This is a genomic window from Pantoea wallisii (assembly GCF_002095485.1).
Classification (GTDB): Bacteria; Pseudomonadota; Gammaproteobacteria; order Enterobacterales; family Enterobacteriaceae; genus Pantoea; species Pantoea wallisii.
Genome location: NZ_MLFS01000082.1, coordinates 1 through 15,669, shown reverse-complemented (window position 1 = coordinate 15,669; position 15,669 = coordinate 1). Strand labels below are relative to the sequence as shown.

The window sequence follows — 15,669 nt, the reverse complement described above, 5'->3', positions numbered from 1 at the left end:
CCGCGTTGCCCGCCGCACTGCTGCAACCGGTGGCACGCCCGCTGCACGATCTTCTTAATCGCTACGTGCGTACCCATGCCGTCTCCACCAGCCAGCAGATTGCCGCGCGCTTTGGCCTGGGCCGCGCGGTAGTCGCAGAGGCGCTGGAAGCGTTGCGCCAGGAGAATCGGGTGCTAAAAGGTGATTTTCGCCCGCCCGACCGCGACAGCACGCCCCAATGGGTGGCAGAGGGCATTTTTCGCCGCCTGCGGGTGCGCTCACTGCAGGCCGCGCGCGAAGCGACCAAACCGGTCAGCCCGGCGGCGTATGTCACCTTTTTACTGACGCGCCAGGGCGTGATCGGTGATGCCAGCGCGCCACAGGCGCTGGGCGCGTATGCCGGCGTCAACGGCGTGGTACGGGTCATCGAGCAGCTGGCCGGGCTGGCTTTACCCGCCTCGCTATGGGAAACGCAGATTTTTCCGGCGCGCGTGCGGGACTATCAACCGGCCATGCTGGACGAGCTGCTCTCATCGGGTGAGGTCCTGTGGCGCGGACATCGTCAGCAAGGCGCGCAGGATGGGCTGATATCACTGCATCTCAGCGACTATCGGCAGGAGACACTGCTCCCGGCAGATGAGGGAAAGCCAGTGACGTTGTCACTCCTGCAGCAAGCACTCCTTAGCCTGCTACGCGAGGGCGGCGGCTGGTTTGTGCGCCAGCTGGTGCCGCGAATCACTACGCAGCTGGCACAGGAGCCCGATCCGGCCGATATCTACAGTGCCATGTGGGATCTGGTGTGGCGCGGCTACCTGACGATGGACACCTGGGCCGCACTGCGGCACTTTACGTCCAGCCCTGCGCCCCGTCCGCGTCCCGGCGCGCACCCGCCGCAGCCGCCACAGTCGCGCCAGCTTTGCCGCCAGCCGTGAAGTTGACACGCGTCCGGTGCTCAATAGCATGGCGGGCCGCTGGTCGCTTATCGACTATCAGCCGCTGGTCGATACCGAACTGGCCCTGGCGCTGACGGAAAATATGCTGGATCGCTTTGGCGTCATCACGCGCGGCGCGGCCATCGCTGAAAACATCCCCGGTGGTTTCCCCGCGCTGCAGCCGGTTCTGCGCGGGCTGGAAGATGCCGGACGCCTGCTGCGGGGCCGCTTTGTCGCCGGCATGGGCGCCGCACAGTTTGCCGATAACCCGGCTATTGAGCGTCTGCGCCAGGCGGGCAGCGCCGGTGAGATCGTGCACCCACCGGTGGCGCTGTCGGTGATGGATCCGGTCAATCCGTTTGGTGCCCAGCTGCCCTGGCCGCTAAGCCGTCAGGGCGTGCGCCCCACCCGGCGCGCCGGCGCGCTGGTGGTGATCGGTAACGGCCATCTGCTGCTCTATCTGCCGCCGGGGGGCAAAACGTTACTCACCTTTGCCGACGATCTCCGTGACGAAACGCTAAACGCTGCGGTGGCTGCGCTGGGTCAGGCGCTGAAGCGTGAAAAACACCTCAAACTGACGCTGGAGCGGGTTGACGATCGGCCCATCGGGGAGTCACCGCTCGTCGGCGCCCTGAAACGTGCCGGCTTCTCCCGTGAGCCAAAAGGCTACAGCTGGTATAGCTAAGCGTTGAGCCGGTAGCGGTGCTGCTGCAGACGCTCAGCCTGACGCGGCGTCGCCTGCGGCCAGGCGTGCTGCGGGAACAGATAGAGCCGGATGCTAAAGAGGTGAAACAGCGGTGTCAGCAGCTTTTCATCACGCTGCGCCTGCTGCTCCAGCAGCAGTAACAGCAGATCCAGCTCCTCCTGCAGATCGGCGTGCGGCTGGGTGTTCAGCGATTTCAGACGCCGCCGCAGGAACAGGCTCAGCTCATGAAACATCTGCCCGCTCTCCAGCTGATAGCGTCTCAGCAGCGCCTGGTGGCGGGCGTAATAGTCGAAGCTGTTGACCCCGAGCCACACTTCGGTCAGCAGCATACCGGCCGGATGCATATCCGATTGTGGATCCAGATGCAGGCGCGGCAGCACCACATTGACTTTATCCAGCATCAGGCTGATAAAACGCTGGCGACCGCGCAGTGATGAACCATTGCGCTCAATCTCTTTAACAAAGCGCAGCAGCTCGCGTAAACCGTGGCGCACCGCCCGGCGCGCGGTCCACGAGGGCCGTTTGTTGCGCATGATAGCGGTGAGAATCACCGCGAACAGCACCCCGGCCAGTGAGGCGATGGCATTGTTCACCAGCAGCACCAGATCGGGCTTCAGGTGATGGCCCAGGCCAATAAAGCCCGGGATCTGAATCGCCACGCTCAGGCCAATCATGTTGGTAGAGGGGCGCGCAATCATCATGCCCAGCAGCATCAGTCCCGGTGCCAGGCAGATGAGCAGCGCCTCAAAAGAGGTGGCCTGCGGCAACAGCAGCGCCACGTAAACAATACTGATGGCGATCGCCACGATAACGCCGCGTACAAACAGCTTCATTGAGGTGAGCGGCGTATCAAGGCTGGCAAAGAAGGAGCTGAGAATGGCCGCCATCACCGGTGCCGGGGCGCCATCGCGCCAGCCCGTAGCCATCCACAGCAGGCAGGCGCCAAAGGTGGCGCAGAAGGCGGTTAGCGCTGAGAGGCGAATCAACCCCTTATCAAAGAAGCGGTGCGTACGGGTACCGCGCGCCAGCGTGGTATCGCCGGCAAGATCGCTCACCAGCCCGCCCACGCTCTGGTAAGCCCCGGCAATACGCACAAAATCCGTCAGCCGCTCCAGCAGACCGGTGAGCAGCAGACAGTGCTCAATCGGCAACTCGCCGCTGCGCCACGCCGCATTGACGCGATCCTGGCAGTGGCTCAGCTCCAGCTGAATGCCGATCACATCGCCCACCGCTTCGCCATCCTGCAGCCAGTGCAGAAACTGTCCGAAACTGCGCGCAACGTAGTCAGGAAACGCAATCTGGCGGGCGGCCAGCCGCTGCAGACGCATCTCAATCGCCGTCAGCGTTGGGATCAGGTAGGAGAGGTGCTGATACTGCACGCTCACCAGCCGAATCAGGCGGCGCGCGGCATCGCCTTCATAGACGCAGTGCGTTATCAGTATCTCCACCTGCTGAGGATTGGTCGCCATGCGCGTCAGAATGTCATCCCGCTCCGGCGCGTTGTCGCCCGGGGTGCCCGAGAGAAGCGCGGCGCACAGCTTGCGTCCGTTGAGATACCACTGACTCACGCTCTGCTCCAGCAGGCTGCGCATCGACACGGGAAACAGCAGTCCGTGCACCAGGCTGCTGCATACGATGCCCAGCGTGATCTCCTCAATACGCGACAGCACCGTACTGGTGATGCCGGCCGGCGTGTTGACCTCCGGAAATCCCATGATCGCCGCGCTGTACCCGGCCAGCATAAACACATAGCTTTTGGGCGTGCGGTCATGCAGGGAGAGGTAAAGACAGAGACTGACCCACAACGAGATACACAGGCTAAACAGCAGCGGATGCGCCACGGTAACGGGGAAGATAAAAAAGATAAATACGCCACCCAGTAAAGTGCCGAGCAGCCGGAACAGCGATTTTGAGATGGTCGAAGCTGAATAGAGCTGCGAGGCAACGAACACCGTGGTCAGCGCCCAGGCGGGCCGATCCAGGTTCAGTTCGAGTGCCAGATAGAGAGCAATAAACGCGGCAAGAGAGGTTTTTACAGCAAAAAAAACGACGTTTTTTGAAAACCACTGCATGTTACAGAAAACCAGAAGGCGCTAAGTGCGGCGTATGCTGCCAGAATCTGTAAAGCGCTCACCCGGTTAACTACGACAAATTGTTTCGTAATCGAAAACCGTGTTCCTGCCGCACCGCCAATCGTTAAGCACTACTGATATAAAAATGCGTGACCGTGCGCCCGCCTCCCTGCCTGCGTGCGGTGCGACTGGATTTCACTGCTCCTCGCCTGCAGCCTGATAAATGTGTTCCCGATCACACTTTGCTGCCTGCAGGCGCTATCCATAAAATTATTTCGTGCTGAGCGTGAAGCCCTGAACTACTTGTCCGCAGCGAAAGTGACCAGGGTCACCCAGTTAGCATCGCGCCCGGCCGGGGCTTCGCTCACGCGTTTTAATGCCCCGCTGTGCCGATCGATAGCGTAGCTGCCGGTCACTGCGCTCTTCTCTCCGCTGGCAATCAGCCAACGTCCGTCGGCACTAATGGCGATACCGCGCGGCTGCTTCTCCACCGGCCAGCTGCCGACGAGCGTGAGTTTGCCATCCTGCGAGTTGACACGGTATCCGCTGATGGTGCTGCTGGTGCGTTCAGTGACGTACAGAAAACGGCCATCCGGGGTGATTTTAATGTCCGCTGACCAGATGCGCGGCGTGGGATCGCTATACCCCGCCGGGCGCTCACGGCCGTGCTGCAGGTGATACTCTGTCGCCACGGCATTTTCGGTTTCTGCGACTTTGGTCAACTCGCCGCTGGCTTCGCGCCGGAACTGGGTGATGATGCCGCCCATTTCGCCAATGTTGTACAGGTAGCGATTATCCGGCGATAACACCGAGTGACGCGGCCCATTTTCCGCCGCCGTTTTGACATAACCGTTACCCAATGCACTCAGCTCGCCCTGCTCGCTCAGGGTCAGCTGCAGCACGCGATCGGTGCCCAGATTGCCGACGTACGCCGACTTGCCGCTGGCATCCACGATCACCGAGTGCGCAGCGTGCCCGGTTTTATAGCTGCCGACCGGCGGCGCGATCACATTGCCATCAGACGCCAGGCGATAGACATGCACAACATCGCCATCATAGGAGGCTCCCAGCAAGAAACGCCCCTGCTTATCGGTACTGATATAGGGGTAACTGGCAGCGGCTGTGACGGCACCGCTTTGCGCCAGATCGCCCGTCTGGCGATCGATACGCCAGCTCACCAGCTGCAGCGGCTTGCTGCGAATGGCGCCATAGAGATGGGACTGGTCGGCGCTGAGCGCCAGCGGCATCACTTTCCCTCCGGCCGCGGTGTGGCCTAACAGCTGCAGCGCGCCGGTTTGCTCATTGAGCGCATAACGCGCAATGGTGCCGTCATCCGCTTCGGAGACGTAGACGTAGGTCTGCGCCAGCAGCGGCGCACTGACCGCCATCGCGGCCAACAGCGTAGCGGTGCGAATCGTGTTGATCATGTCACTCCTCTGGCGCATCAGCGCCGGTCGTTTGGCATCGAAGTATCCGTTATTTGTCAAAGACAGGTATACGCAGCGGACGTGCGCGCGGTTATGTGTAATTGCCCGATAGCAACTGGGCAGTTGCATTAAGCATAAAGAGATTCAAAAGGTTGCGATAATTTGCGACGAAAAGTTTTGCGCAGCTTTGTGCGCTGGCTCACCCGGCTAATGCCGGCGCGATGAACTACACTTGCTGATTCGACGCGCAGAATTAAGGAGATTTTATGTCGCAATCATCCCCCATCAATCACGCCTGGCTGCTGGCTTCACGCCCTGACGGCGAACCGGTAAAAGAGAATTTTCGCCTGGTCGAGCAGCCGCTGCCGCAGATTAAAGAGGGCGAAATTTTACTGCGCACCCACTATCTCTCGCTGGATCCCTATATGCGCGGCCGCATGGATGACAGCAAATCTTACGCACCGCCGGCGGAGCTGGACCAGCCTATGGTTGGCGGCACAGTAAGCCAGGTGGCTGAATCGCGCCACCCTGACTTCAAGGCTGGCGATTGGGTGCTGGCGGCGAGCGGCTGGCAAAGCTATGCCGTCTCTAACGGAGAAGGCATCACGCCACTCGGCCATCTGCCGCACCCCTCCTGGGCGCTGGGCATTCTCGGTATGCCCGGGTTTACCGCGTGGATGGGCCTGATGGACATTGGTCAGCCGCAAGCCGGCGAAACGCTGGTGGTGGCCGCCGCGACCGGACCGGTCGGCGCGACGGTGGGCCAGTTGGGCAAACTCAAAGGCTGCCATGTGGTTGGCGTGGCGGGCGGTGAAGAGAAGTGCCGCTATGCCATTGAGAAACTGGGCTTCTCGGCCTGTATCGATCACCATCGCGACGATTTTGCTGAGCAGCTGGCGGCAGCGTGCCCGGACGGCATTGATATCTATTTTGAGAACGTTGGCGGCAAGGTGTTTGACGCCGTGCTCCCGCTGCTCAATACCGCAGCGCGCGTACCGGTGTGCGGACTGGTTTCCGGCTACAGCAGCCGTGAACTTCCGCCCGGCCCGGACCGTACGCCACAGCTAATGGGCACCATTCTTAAGCGCCGCCTGCGGGTGCAGGGCTTTATCATTTTCCAGGATTATGGCGATCGCTATCCGGAATTCCTTGAAGCGATGACGCCGCTGGTGGAGCAGGAGAAGGTGCTGTATCGCGAACACGTTATAGAGGGACTGGAGAACGCGCCACAGGCGTTCTTTGATATGCTGAAAGGGAAAAACTTTGGCAAGACAGTAGTCAAAGTGGCCTGACACTCACTAATAGATGGGCCGTAAAAGATCTGCGGCCCATCACAGTAATCCAGCCATTTAAAATACTGAACCGATATCCTGAAATATATTAAAGACCGCTTCGCTCATCGGATGCTCATTACCGTCAACGGTAAATGAAACAAACGTCTGCCCATCCATAACAATATTTGCCTGCACCTCACGTGAGGTTGCCAGAGAGGTAAAGATAAACGCCTCAATCATGGCCAGCGCCTCACGCGTAGCCTGGCTACCGCTGCCGGGCTGATCGTCCCGGATGCCGTAATTGGCGCGCTTGAGGGTATTGAACTTCTCTTTACACTTACTGGTATCCGTAATCACTTTACGGCGCGTGTCATCGATGAATTTAGTGAGTTTCATCTTCGCTTTAACCACGCGCTTGGTGGCATTAATAAAGCGCTCATTGCGCTCGGTCTGACCGGTAATCAGGTGATTGCGCAGCAGGAAAAATAGCGCTGCGCTTGCCAGACCTGCCGTGCCGCCAATTAACGCCATGCGGGATGATTTAATATCCTCATACTGCTGACCTCCGGCTTTCGCGCCCTCCACTGCCAGCATATTCACGCCCTGACCAATTAATGCGCCGGCAGCAGTTAATACGCCGGCAACTGTGGCATAGGTGGTGGCGCGCGCCTTGTCATAAATATTATTGACGAAGCGCCAGTTATTCGTGCTGCTAAAACCCGGGATACGCCCCGGAATTGAGGAGCGGAATTGACTAAAGTACGCGTTCTGCGTCACCGGTGCGGCAGGCCGGGCGCCGCCATTGAGCGGGCGCATCTCATAGCCCATGCCGCTCTCCACATCTGACGGTCGCGGGTTGTTACCCTGCACCATATTCTCGTAGTGAAAAATAATCAGATCGTTGGAGTCGTTCTCAAACTGCTGCAGCGTGCCGGTATCATCTTTCAGTCCGTTGACGAAGGCGATAATCAGCTTCATCTCATCGCCGGTCACGAACTTATTCTCGCGCATCAGATTATGGATGCCCGGAGTAATTTCATTCATGGGTCACCCGTCAGATCTCTTTATTCTGTTTAATATCCCAGCCCGATTTACTCTCTGCGCCTTTATTCCCTTTATCGGCCTGCTCCCAGTAGTGGAGATTCACTTTTGCTGCCTGGAAGTAGTAATTCACCAGAATAGCATCGGTGTTCCCCACGCCATTGAATTCGGTAGCCGAGACCAGCACATCTTCCAGCACTACGCGGGTATATTCCACCTGGTTACCGCCGGCTTTACAGATGGATAATTCAACTTTGGCGACATGTTTACCGCTGGCGCAATATTTCATGATGGCCGGTGTGGCTTTATCAATAACCGCCTGCACATTGAGATCGCGGAACTGTACTTTTCCGGCACCGCCACCGCCGCCAACGCTCATATTTCCCGGCTGGCTGGCCGCCCAGTTAAATGACAACGCATCCACCCAGTTTTTATGATTGGCATCTTTTGACTCACCCGTTACACCATCCACTTTTAAAAACATATCAATAGCCACGCGTTGCTCCTTTTTCGGTTAATCAGATGAATGAATTAGCGCCAGATATTAATAAAGTGTTAAGCGTGGCTGAGTCAATGCTATTAATATGACAGCCTGATTTATAAGAACTTTCCTGGTAAATAGCGTATTGCCGTCAATGAAATTATCAGGGCATTCTATCGCCTCAATGATAAAGTTATTATATTTCAAATAAATAGAAAAATGCCAAGTAGTACCTTACCTCTTTTTCCATACGAGAACGGTAAGAGAAATTTCTGTGAAGGCGGCGCGTGTCTATAAGCGTTATTTATGACAGAACCATGAACAATGGGGTTCCGGCGCAACGCTATACGCGCTGCGCCGGGGGCAAAGGGGTTTATGCCTGCGGGATCCAGCGGGTGTGTTGCGCCGGCGGATCATATTTCAGCGCGCTGGGCAGCGTAATTAACTCAATTAAGACGCCAAATGGGGTCATGGCAAACCAGGTCTGGTTACCTTTACCCGTCTCCTGTGCAAAGCAGTCGTTTGGCCCCTCAAACAGCGTGGCGCCGTGCGTGCGCAATTTTTCTGCTGCCTGGTGAATATCCTCTACATACACAGAGAAGTGATTGATGCCCGGCTGACCGGGATGCGCGGAACGATCTTGCACCGCTGGCTGCGTCTGAAATAACTCCACGTTACAGCCGTTTGCCAGCCGCAGCATGGCTAAGCCGGTCACATTCATCTCAGGGGGAAAGCCGTTTAAAGGCGCCATACCTTTTCCCTCAACCTGCTGTTGGGGATCGCCGGGCGGCACGATGCGGTAGAGTACCGATGCGCCGAGGGCTTGTATGAAGAACTGTTCGGCCTGGGGTAAGTCAGAGACGGTGATGCCAATGTGTTCGATTCCGCGAATCATATTCTTTCTCCCGTTTTGCTTTTCCATTGAGTAACTGCAGCAGTCAGTAAGCCTGGCAGAAATGTGAGGTTTGTCACATCAGGTCAGCCCTGCCGCTCGCCACAACGCCCTCCTCTACCCTTGCGCAACAGGCGCCCTGCGGCGCCTGAAACGGCAATAACCGTTAAACCCGCACGCCACATTACCTGCTACGCTCTCGCCCCCAAACAGGAGGAAGCATGAGTTCTTTAATCGATATTTTTACCAGCCATAAAAGTGACCGCAGCTTTACCGACCATCCCGTGGCGGATGCGGTTCTGGATCGCATTATTTCGGCGGCCTATTACGCCCCTACGTCGGTGAACTCGCAGCAGGTCTCCCTGGTTGTTACGCGCGATGCAGCAAAACGCGCGCAGATTGCCGCGATCGCTGGCGGTCAGCCGTGGATCGCTCAGGCGCCGGTATTCATCACCTTCGTACTGGATATGCATAAGTCGAACCTGGCGCATCAGGCGATTGGACGTGAGCAGATCGCGCAGCAGAGTATTGAAAGCGTGGTCTCAGGTGCCACCGATGTGGGCATCGCGTTGGGCTCGGTGATGGCCGCTGCACGTGCGGAAGGTCTGGGCATTGTGCCGATCGGTGGCATCCGTCGGGATGCAGAAGCCATGATTGAACTGCTGGAGCTGCCTGAGTACACCTTCCCGGTGGCCGGCGTGGTGATTGGTCATGTTGACCAGCCGGCGCATCAGAAACCGCGCCTGCCGCTCGCCACATTCCGCCATGAGGAGCGCTATCAGCAGGCGGGTATGGCGCAACACATTGCCGCCTATAATGCGCAGCTGACAGAGCACTGGAGAAGCACCGGACGCAGCGACGGCGAAGACTGGAGTCACAGCGTGAGCGGCTACTATCAGCACATCTACTTCCCGCATGTCTTGTCAGCACTGAAAAAGCAGGGATTTGGCAACGATAAGTAGTGAATTGCGGTCGCCATTCCGGCGACCTTTTTGCGGCTGCGGCGGCTTAGCGCCCCTTCTTCTTACGTCCCGGCTGGCTAAAACGCTTACGGTTGGCACCCTGCCCGCCAGCTTTATCGCCCGGCTTCGGTGCGCCTGCGGTGGGCTTCTTTGCCGTCGCCGGCGCGGCTTTTTTCTTCGCCTGCGTTTTTTGCGTTTTCTCGTCCTCTGATGAGGAGTCCTCGATCAGCTTAAACAGATCGATCAGTTCATCGTCGGTTAAATCGCGCCACTCACCGAGCGGAATCCCTTTCAGACTAACGTTCATGATGCGGGTACGCTCCAGCTTCGTCACTTCAAAGCCAAAATGCTTCGTCATGCGGCGAATCTGACGATTCAACCCCTGCACCAGGATAATGCGGAACACAAAGGTCGACTCTCTCTTCACTTTGCATTTTTTCGTCACGGTTCCCAGCATCGGCACGCCCGCCGCCATACCGGCAATAAACTCATCGGTAATCGGCTTATCTACCGTAACGACATACTCTTTTTCGTGATTGTTACCGGCACGCAGGATTTTGTTCACCAGATCGCCGTGGTTGGTGAGGAAGATCAGACCCTGAGAGTCTTTATCCAGCCGGCCAATCGGGAAGACGCGTTTACTGTGATTAACGAAATCACCGATATTGTCGCGCTCACCCTCCTCCATGGTGGTCACAATCCCCACCGGTTTGTTGAGCGCAATCAGCACCAGGTCCTCTTCATTACGCGGTTCTATCAGCCGCCCGTTAACTTTCACCTCATCCCCGGCGAACACCTGCGCCCCGACAGTGGCGCGTTTACCGTTGATAAAAACGTTGCCCTGTTCAATGAAACGGTCGGCGTCGCGGCGTGAGCAGATTCCGCTCTCGCTGATGTATTTATTCAGGCGCGTGGATGAGTTAGGCAGCATGGTTCCTCCGAAAAAAAACGGACTATATTGCACATAGCGTGACGGTGCAATCGCGCTGAACGCCGGCTGTTAAATCTTGTGCAGACTGCATCTGTTTCACTCACCGCTGCTTAACAGCACACTAACATTGTGGTTGTTACCACCTGTTCAATCAGCGACAATTGCCATCCATCGCTTTTTCTTATGACCAGGTAACTTCGCCATGACGCAACCGCGAACGACGAGCCGGTTGGCCTCGCTGCGCCTTATTCTGGCGCGCCTGTGGCCGCATCCGCTGCCCGTCGCCCGAAAACAGATGATTCTTGCCAGCCTCGGTGCCGGGCTGGGGCTGATGATCACCAGCCTGACCAGCCACTGGCTGCTGGGCGCGGTTAATCTGTGGTTTGTTGCCCCGATGGGTGCCTCGGCCGTGCTGCTGTTTGGTTTGCCTAACAGTCCGCTGGCGCAGCCGTGGTCGATTGTCGGCGGCAATCTGGTGGCGGGCGTGATTGGCGTGACGACCGCCCTGTTCGTGCCGCATCCGGCCCTGGCATGCGGTATTGCTGCCTGCCTGGCCATTGTCGTGATGTTTCAGCTGCGCTGTTTGCATCCCCCGAGCGGCGCCGTGGCGCTGACCGCTATCCTGGGTGGTAACGGCGTTCAGCAGATGGGTTATCACTTTATCCTTACGCCGGTGCTGCTAAATTCGGTCTGCCTCGCGCTGCTGGCGATTGTGTTTAACAACCTTGCCGGCCGACGTTATCCGCACCCACTGGCCGCGACCGAAGCAAAACCGCAGCCGGTGGCGATTGACGTGCCCATTACCCGTGACGATCTGCATCAGGCGCTGGAGAGCGGCCAGCTACTGGATATTGATGAAGATGACCTGCAGCAGTTATTGCAGCGTGCGGAGGAGATCGCCGTGCGCCGTCAGCTGGGACAAACGCAGCAGTTCCGCCGCGCCAGTTAATGAGATTCCCTGCGGGCGCGTCACCGCGCTATTGCGACATACTCAAAATGGTACGGATGTTCTGTGCGGTGGTGGCGATAATATCAATGGCGCCGGTACGCAGCGCACCAAGGATCGCCATGGCTTTGGTGTTCTCTGCGGCGATGGCGATAACGCACGGAATCTTGCGCAACTCTTCAATGCTCAGCCCAATCACGCGATCGTTCATCACCGTATCCACGTGCTGCCCCTGCGCGTTAAAGAAGTCATAGCCTGCCACATCGCCGGTCACGCCCTGATTGACGCTGGCATCAATGATCTCATGTGGCGTAAACCAGCCAAGCTTAACCATATAGCTGTTTTCGTTCATATCCCCGATACCCACCAGCGCGATATCGGCTTTACGGGCGCGGTCAAGCGTCTCTTTAATGGTGCCATTTTGCATAAAGGCATCACGCAGCGCGCGGTTCTCCACGTAAGCCGGGGCATACAGCGTTTCACTTATCCCCCCGAACTTCTTCGCCAGCCGGCGGCTAATGTGATCGGCATTGATCGCGTCACCGGGACGGTGTGTGCCACCGATGCCGCTGATAAACAAACAGTTACGCGTCGGCACCTGGCCAGGATAATCAGCCACTGCCGCCACATTGCGCCCCTGACCAACGGCAACAATGGCGTTATCTTTCAGCGACTGCGCCAGATGGGCTGACACCAGCGCCGCAACCTGACGCCGCTGATCGTCCCCGTCCGGGGAGTCCAGCGCAATCAGCGCGCGTTGCAGATGGGGAAAGCGCGACTGCAACTGCTGCTCAAGGCGCGTGCTGAACACCGGATGGTACCGCACGTTAATCTCGACAATCCCCTCTTCGCGCGCCCGCTTCAGCAAACGCCCAACCTTAATACGGGAAATACCAAACTTACGCGCAATCTCCTCCTGGGTGATTTCGTCCTGATAATAGGCGACAGCAATTTCCGTCAGCAGTTCGGAGTCATGAGAAAGCGTGTTTTTATCCATCCGTTACCTGTCTTGTGTGGCAGCGAGAAACTCAGGGAGGGAGTTATATCATTGATGCGACTCGCTTCGCCAGACAGCAGCGCCGCGAGTCGCCAGCCATATCACGCTTAGCGTTTAATGGCGTCGATTTTCAGCATGCGGGCAATCACAATATCCAGCTCTTTCTGATCGAAGATCTGTTTCCAGTCGGGTTTCACAATCTTTTCGCGGCCATACTCCATGGCGATCATGCAGGCATCCGAGAACGGATTGGTAGCGCGAAACGCCACGGCCAGCGCAATCTGAATGTGACCGTACAGCATCGCTTTCGCCGCCTCTTCCGGTACACCACTATGCTTAACCGTCTCATCCAGCGCCTCCTTCATAAAGGCGCCAACCATACAGGCCACGGTTTCGACTAACGTGGGCTCAAGATAAGCGAGCTGCGTCACTGTTACCCAGTGCACCTGCTCAACCGGGCCGTACATCACGCTGATCACCTTACTCAGCTCCGCTTTCTGCTCATCGCTGCCGGCCTCATACGATGCCGCCACATGCTGTACCGCTGCGACGCCACCAAACGCATCCGCGTGCTCCTCTTTGGTATAGCGCGCCAGAAACACCGAGGGATGGCAAGGATGCGCGACGGCATAATCAATCCCGTCACGCTGGGCAATCAGATTGGCATAGGCTGCCGCCGGGTCCAGCGTAAGCAGCACCGCACCGGGTTTCATCTGCGGCACCACGCTCTCCGATACTTTCCCCAGAACGATATCCGGCACCGCCAGAATCACCACGTCGCTCAGTGGCACTACCGAGGCCGCATCCGACAACTCCCGTCCCTGAGCGGTGACCTGCGTTTGTGCAGCAGGAGAGTTCTCACAATAGAACACCTGATAAGCGCTCTTCTGGAAATTAGCGGAAATGCGCATGCCCATTTTGCCGCCTGCGCCGATAACGGTAATTGTCTTTAATACGTTGCTCATGCTCTTCACTCCTGATCTTGTTTACTGCGTAAAAATTCAACGGCGCGGCGGGTCCATTCGGCTTCCCGCTCGCAGGTCAGCCCGGCTTCGTCCTGCCACGGCAACCAGTGTTCGACGATCTGATTAATCTCGCGCTCCGCCGGGCGCACGCTGGCGATCATCCGGTCGTAATCCAGCCGCCCTTCACCCATCGGGCAGCCGGCAAAGGTAAAGCCCACCCAGCCATCGCGGCGGGTAAAGGCGAAATCCTTGATATGCAAATTGCCGACGCGCGCAGCAGTATTGGCGATAACCTGCTCCGGCAGCTCCAGCCCGGCCACGCAGTTGGCGGGATCCAGGCAGACGCAGAGCCACGGCGAGAGAAACTTATTGATCACTGACATCATGTCGCGGCTGCTCACCTGCTCATACGTCTCCAGACACAAACGCACCTGCTGACGGGCAAAATCCGGCAGCACGGCGGCAATCAGCCCGGCGGCTTCATCCAGCGACGGACGATGATCGGCAGTATTGAACATGGAGCGCACCACATGGGCGTCAAGCACGCTGGCGATATGCAGATAGCGACGCAGATGAACCGTCCCCAGCCCGCGCGTCCCCAGCTCCAGCGTGATACCCAGCGCATCGGCCTGCTGGCGCAGCGCCAGCAACTGTTCATCAGACCACTGCTCAATCGCCGGGTAATCGCAAATCTGAAACACTGACACATCAAGATCCGCGGTCTGCTGCAGCATCTGCGCCAGCGTCAGCGGATGTGGCACCTTATCCGACATGCGCCAGAAAAAGGCGTAGGTACTGAGTCCGATACGGCTCATTGCGCACGCTCCTTCACCAGCGCGCTGGCTTCTTCAATGATCTGCGCCAGCGCCTGCGGGTCGTGTGCAAAGCGGCCAAGAAACAGACCGCTGACGTCACTGCCCAGCCGCTGAATCAGCCCTGGTCCGGCGCTGCCGCCATAGATAACGCGCAGCGAGATACCCACAGGCGTACTGAGTTGCTGCAGGCCGGCGCAGACCGCGCGAATATAGCTGTCGGGCGCCGGCTGGGGGGCGCCAATGGCCCACTGCGGTTCATAAGCAAACAGCACCTCGCCCTGCAAACCCTGCTGCTGTGCCTCAGCCAGCGCCTCGGTCAGCTGCTGCTCACACAGCGCGATCGCCTGCTGCGGCGTACCCTGCTGCTCTTCACCGATGCACAGCACCGGGGTTAAGTGGTGACGCAGCGACATCGCCACTTTGGCGGCGATCTGCGTTTTATCCTCATGGAAGTGACGGCGGCGCTCGGCGTGGCCAATTTCCGCCAGTGAACAGCCCAGCTCCTGCAACATGCTGGCGCTCACTTCGCCGGTCCAGGCGCCGTTCTCTGCCTGAGCCACATCCTGTCCGCCAAACCGCACCGACGTAGCGGCAAAGAGATCGGCAACCGCCGGAATGGCAGGAAAGGCGGGCAGTACAAACAGACCGATATCGCCGCTTTTCACCGCCGGATGCTGCGCTAATCCCGCCACTTCACGGCACCACGCCACCGTTTGCTGGTAACCGAAGTACATTTTCAGGCTAACGCCGAGCCAGATTTTAGGCTGAGGCATAATTACGCTCCTTGCTCAGATGCACTGTATTCTTTTAGCAGATCGCCCACCGTGTTGACGATCATTGCCAGCGACACGGCGCCGGCATCCGGTGTGCCCACGCTCTTTTCCGCCAGGGGACGCGCGCGCCCCATTTTTGGTACCAGCTGCGCGGTGCGCTGCGCTGCCTGTTCGGCAACGTCTGCCGCCGCACACCACGCCTGCGTCAGGGATGCGCCCTGCGCGACCGCCGCACTGAGCGCCTCGCTAAACGGCACCAGCACATCAACCATTGTTTTATCGCCAGGACGCGCTTTGCCAAAGTGCATAATGCCGTCGCTTGCCGCTTTCACCCCGGCAGCCACCCGAACCGCATCCGGGGCCTGGCTATCGCCCAGCGCCGTGCCGAGCGCGGTCAGCGCAACGCCCCACAGCGCACCGGAGGTGCCGCCGGCGTTATCCGCCCAGGCGTCTGCCGCACGGCACAGCAGGCTGCC

General features: G+C 58.4%; 16 protein-coding genes. 5 read left to right on the top strand and 11 right to left on the bottom strand.

What is annotated here, in order from left to right; translation table 11 throughout:
• Positions 1-911, top strand: a 911-nt coding sequence (locus tag HA48_RS22705) for an Lhr family ATP-dependent helicase (protein ID WP_425270675.1), incomplete at its 5' end; no start/stop codon positions are given.
• A gap of 28 nt (positions 912-939) precedes the next feature.
• Complete coding sequence (locus HA48_RS22700; protein WP_128602939.1) at positions 940-1,596, top strand: Lhr family helicase; 657 nt, start codon at positions 940-942, stop codon at positions 1,594-1,596.
• Here the strand turns inward: HA48_RS22700 and HA48_RS20335 are convergent.
• Positions 1,593-3,689: an FUSC family protein gene (locus HA48_RS20335; RefSeq protein ID WP_128602938.1), complete on the bottom strand. Its 2,097-nt coding sequence runs from the start codon at positions 3,687-3,689 to the stop codon at positions 1,593-1,595. The two genes, HA48_RS22700 and HA48_RS20335, sit on opposite strands and share 4 nt — an antisense overlap.
• A gap of 299 nt (positions 3,690-3,988) precedes the next feature.
• Positions 3,989-5,116 carry a lactonase family protein gene (locus tag HA48_RS20330; protein ID WP_128602937.1) on the bottom strand — a complete coding sequence of 376 codons (1,128 nt, stop codon included), beginning with the start codon at positions 5,114-5,116 and terminating at the stop codon, positions 3,989-3,991.
• A gap of 266 nt (positions 5,117-5,382) precedes the next feature.
• Here HA48_RS20330 and HA48_RS20325 point away from each other — a divergent pair, with 266 nt between their 5' ends.
• Positions 5,383-6,408, top strand: a complete 1,026-nt coding sequence (locus HA48_RS20325) for an NADP-dependent oxidoreductase (RefSeq protein WP_128602936.1) — start codon at positions 5,383-5,385, stop codon at positions 6,406-6,408.
• A gap of 57 nt (positions 6,409-6,465) precedes the next feature.
• On the opposite strand, the gene HA48_RS20320 is transcribed toward HA48_RS20325, so the two are convergent.
• From HA48_RS20320 to HA48_RS20310, 3 genes are all read right to left on the bottom strand, one after another.
• Positions 6,466-7,434 (bottom strand): hypothetical protein, encoded by a 969-nt coding sequence (locus HA48_RS20320; protein ID WP_128602935.1) that lies wholly within the window; start codon positions 7,432-7,434, stop codon positions 6,466-6,468.
• A gap of 10 nt (positions 7,435-7,444) precedes the next feature.
• A complete protein-coding gene (locus HA48_RS20315; RefSeq protein ID WP_128602934.1) occupies positions 7,445-7,927 on the bottom strand; it encodes an Hcp family type VI secretion system effector in 483 nt (160 codons plus the stop codon).
• A gap of 358 nt (positions 7,928-8,285) precedes the next feature.
• Positions 8,286-8,807, bottom strand: coding sequence for a VOC family protein (locus tag HA48_RS20310; protein WP_128602933.1), 522 nt, complete (start codon positions 8,805-8,807; stop codon positions 8,286-8,288).
• 218 nt (positions 8,808-9,025) lie between these two features.
• Between HA48_RS20310 and HA48_RS20305 the strand changes: the two genes are divergently transcribed.
• Positions 9,026-9,766, top strand: a complete 741-nt coding sequence (locus HA48_RS20305; protein ID WP_128602932.1) for a nitroreductase family protein — start codon at positions 9,026-9,028, stop codon at positions 9,764-9,766.
• Between the two features lie 46 nt (positions 9,767-9,812).
• Here HA48_RS20305 and rluF read toward each other — a convergent pair whose 3' ends face one another.
• The gene (gene rluF / locus HA48_RS20300; RefSeq protein ID WP_128602931.1) at positions 9,813-10,697 is read right to left on the bottom strand and encodes a 23S rRNA pseudouridine(2604) synthase RluF; all 885 of its coding nucleotides are present in this window, start codon (positions 10,695-10,697) and stop codon (positions 9,813-9,815) included.
• A 202-nt stretch (positions 10,698-10,899) separates the two neighbouring features.
• Here rluF and HA48_RS20295 point away from each other — a divergent pair, with 202 nt between their 5' ends.
• Entirely contained in the window at positions 10,900-11,646 is a 747-nt protein-coding gene (locus HA48_RS20295; protein WP_128602930.1) for an HPP family protein, read from the top strand.
• A gap of 28 nt (positions 11,647-11,674) precedes the next feature.
• Here the strand turns inward: HA48_RS20295 and HA48_RS20290 are convergent, their stop codons facing one another.
• The 5 genes from HA48_RS20290 to HA48_RS20270 all read right to left on the bottom strand — a co-directional run.
• The gene (locus HA48_RS20290) at positions 11,675-12,640 is read right to left on the bottom strand and encodes a sugar-binding transcriptional regulator (RefSeq protein WP_128602929.1); all 966 of its coding nucleotides are present in this window, start codon (positions 12,638-12,640) and stop codon (positions 11,675-11,677) included.
• A 107-nt stretch (positions 12,641-12,747) separates the two neighbouring features.
• On the bottom strand, positions 12,748-13,605 hold the full coding sequence (locus HA48_RS20285) for a phosphogluconate dehydrogenase C-terminal domain-containing protein (protein WP_128602928.1): 858 nt from the start codon (positions 13,603-13,605) through the stop codon (positions 12,748-12,750).
• A 5-nt stretch (positions 13,606-13,610) separates the two neighbouring features.
• The gene (locus HA48_RS20280; RefSeq protein WP_128602927.1) at positions 13,611-14,420 is read right to left on the bottom strand and encodes a sugar phosphate isomerase/epimerase family protein; all 810 of its coding nucleotides are present in this window, start codon (positions 14,418-14,420) and stop codon (positions 13,611-13,613) included.
• On the bottom strand, positions 14,417-15,193 hold the full coding sequence (locus HA48_RS20275) for a triose-phosphate isomerase family protein (protein WP_128602926.1): 777 nt from the start codon (positions 15,191-15,193) through the stop codon (positions 14,417-14,419). Before HA48_RS20275 ends, HA48_RS20280 begins: the two co-directional genes overlap by 4 nt.
• Before the next feature lie 2 nt (positions 15,194-15,195).
• Positions 15,196-15,669, bottom strand: a 474-nt coding sequence (locus HA48_RS20270) for a DAK2 domain-containing protein (protein WP_128602925.1), incomplete at its 5' end; no start/stop codon positions are given.

Excerpts from the sequence above, each read along its gene's own strand:
- rluF (WP_128602931.1), bottom strand. The coding sequence starts at position 10,697 with ATGCTGCCTAACTCATCCACGCGCCTGAATAAATACATCAGCGAGAGC.
- HA48_RS20295 (WP_128602930.1), top strand. The coding sequence starts at position 10,900 with ATGACGCAACCGCGAACGACGAGCCGGTTGGCCTCGCTGCGCCTTATT.
- HA48_RS20280 (WP_128602927.1), bottom strand. The coding sequence starts at position 14,420 with ATGAGCCGTATCGGACTCAGTACCTACGCCTTTTTCTGGCGCATGTCG.
- HA48_RS20335 (WP_128602938.1), bottom strand. The coding sequence starts at position 3,689 with ATGCAGTGGTTTTCAAAAAACGTCGTTTTTTTTGCTGTAAAAACCTCT.
- HA48_RS20330 (WP_128602937.1), bottom strand. The coding sequence starts at position 5,116 with ATGATCAACACGATTCGCACCGCTACGCTGTTGGCCGCGATGGCGGTC.
- HA48_RS20275 (WP_128602926.1), bottom strand. The coding sequence starts at position 15,193 with ATGCCTCAGCCTAAAATCTGGCTCGGCGTTAGCCTGAAAATGTACTTC.
- HA48_RS20305 (WP_128602932.1), top strand. The coding sequence starts at position 9,026 with ATGAGTTCTTTAATCGATATTTTTACCAGCCATAAAAGTGACCGCAGC.
- HA48_RS20285 (WP_128602928.1), bottom strand. The coding sequence starts at position 13,605 with ATGAGCAACGTATTAAAGACAATTACCGTTATCGGCGCAGGCGGCAAA.
- HA48_RS20325 (WP_128602936.1), top strand. The coding sequence starts at position 5,383 with ATGTCGCAATCATCCCCCATCAATCACGCCTGGCTGCTGGCTTCACGC.
- HA48_RS20320 (WP_128602935.1), bottom strand. The coding sequence starts at position 7,434 with ATGAATGAAATTACTCCGGGCATCCATAATCTGATGCGCGAGAATAAG.
- HA48_RS20290 (WP_128602929.1), bottom strand. The coding sequence starts at position 12,640 with ATGGATAAAAACACGCTTTCTCATGACTCCGAACTGCTGACGGAAATT.
- HA48_RS20310 (WP_128602933.1), bottom strand. The coding sequence starts at position 8,807 with ATGATTCGCGGAATCGAACACATTGGCATCACCGTCTCTGACTTACCC.
- HA48_RS22700 (WP_128602939.1), top strand. The coding sequence starts at position 940 with ATGGCGGGCCGCTGGTCGCTTATCGACTATCAGCCGCTGGTCGATACC.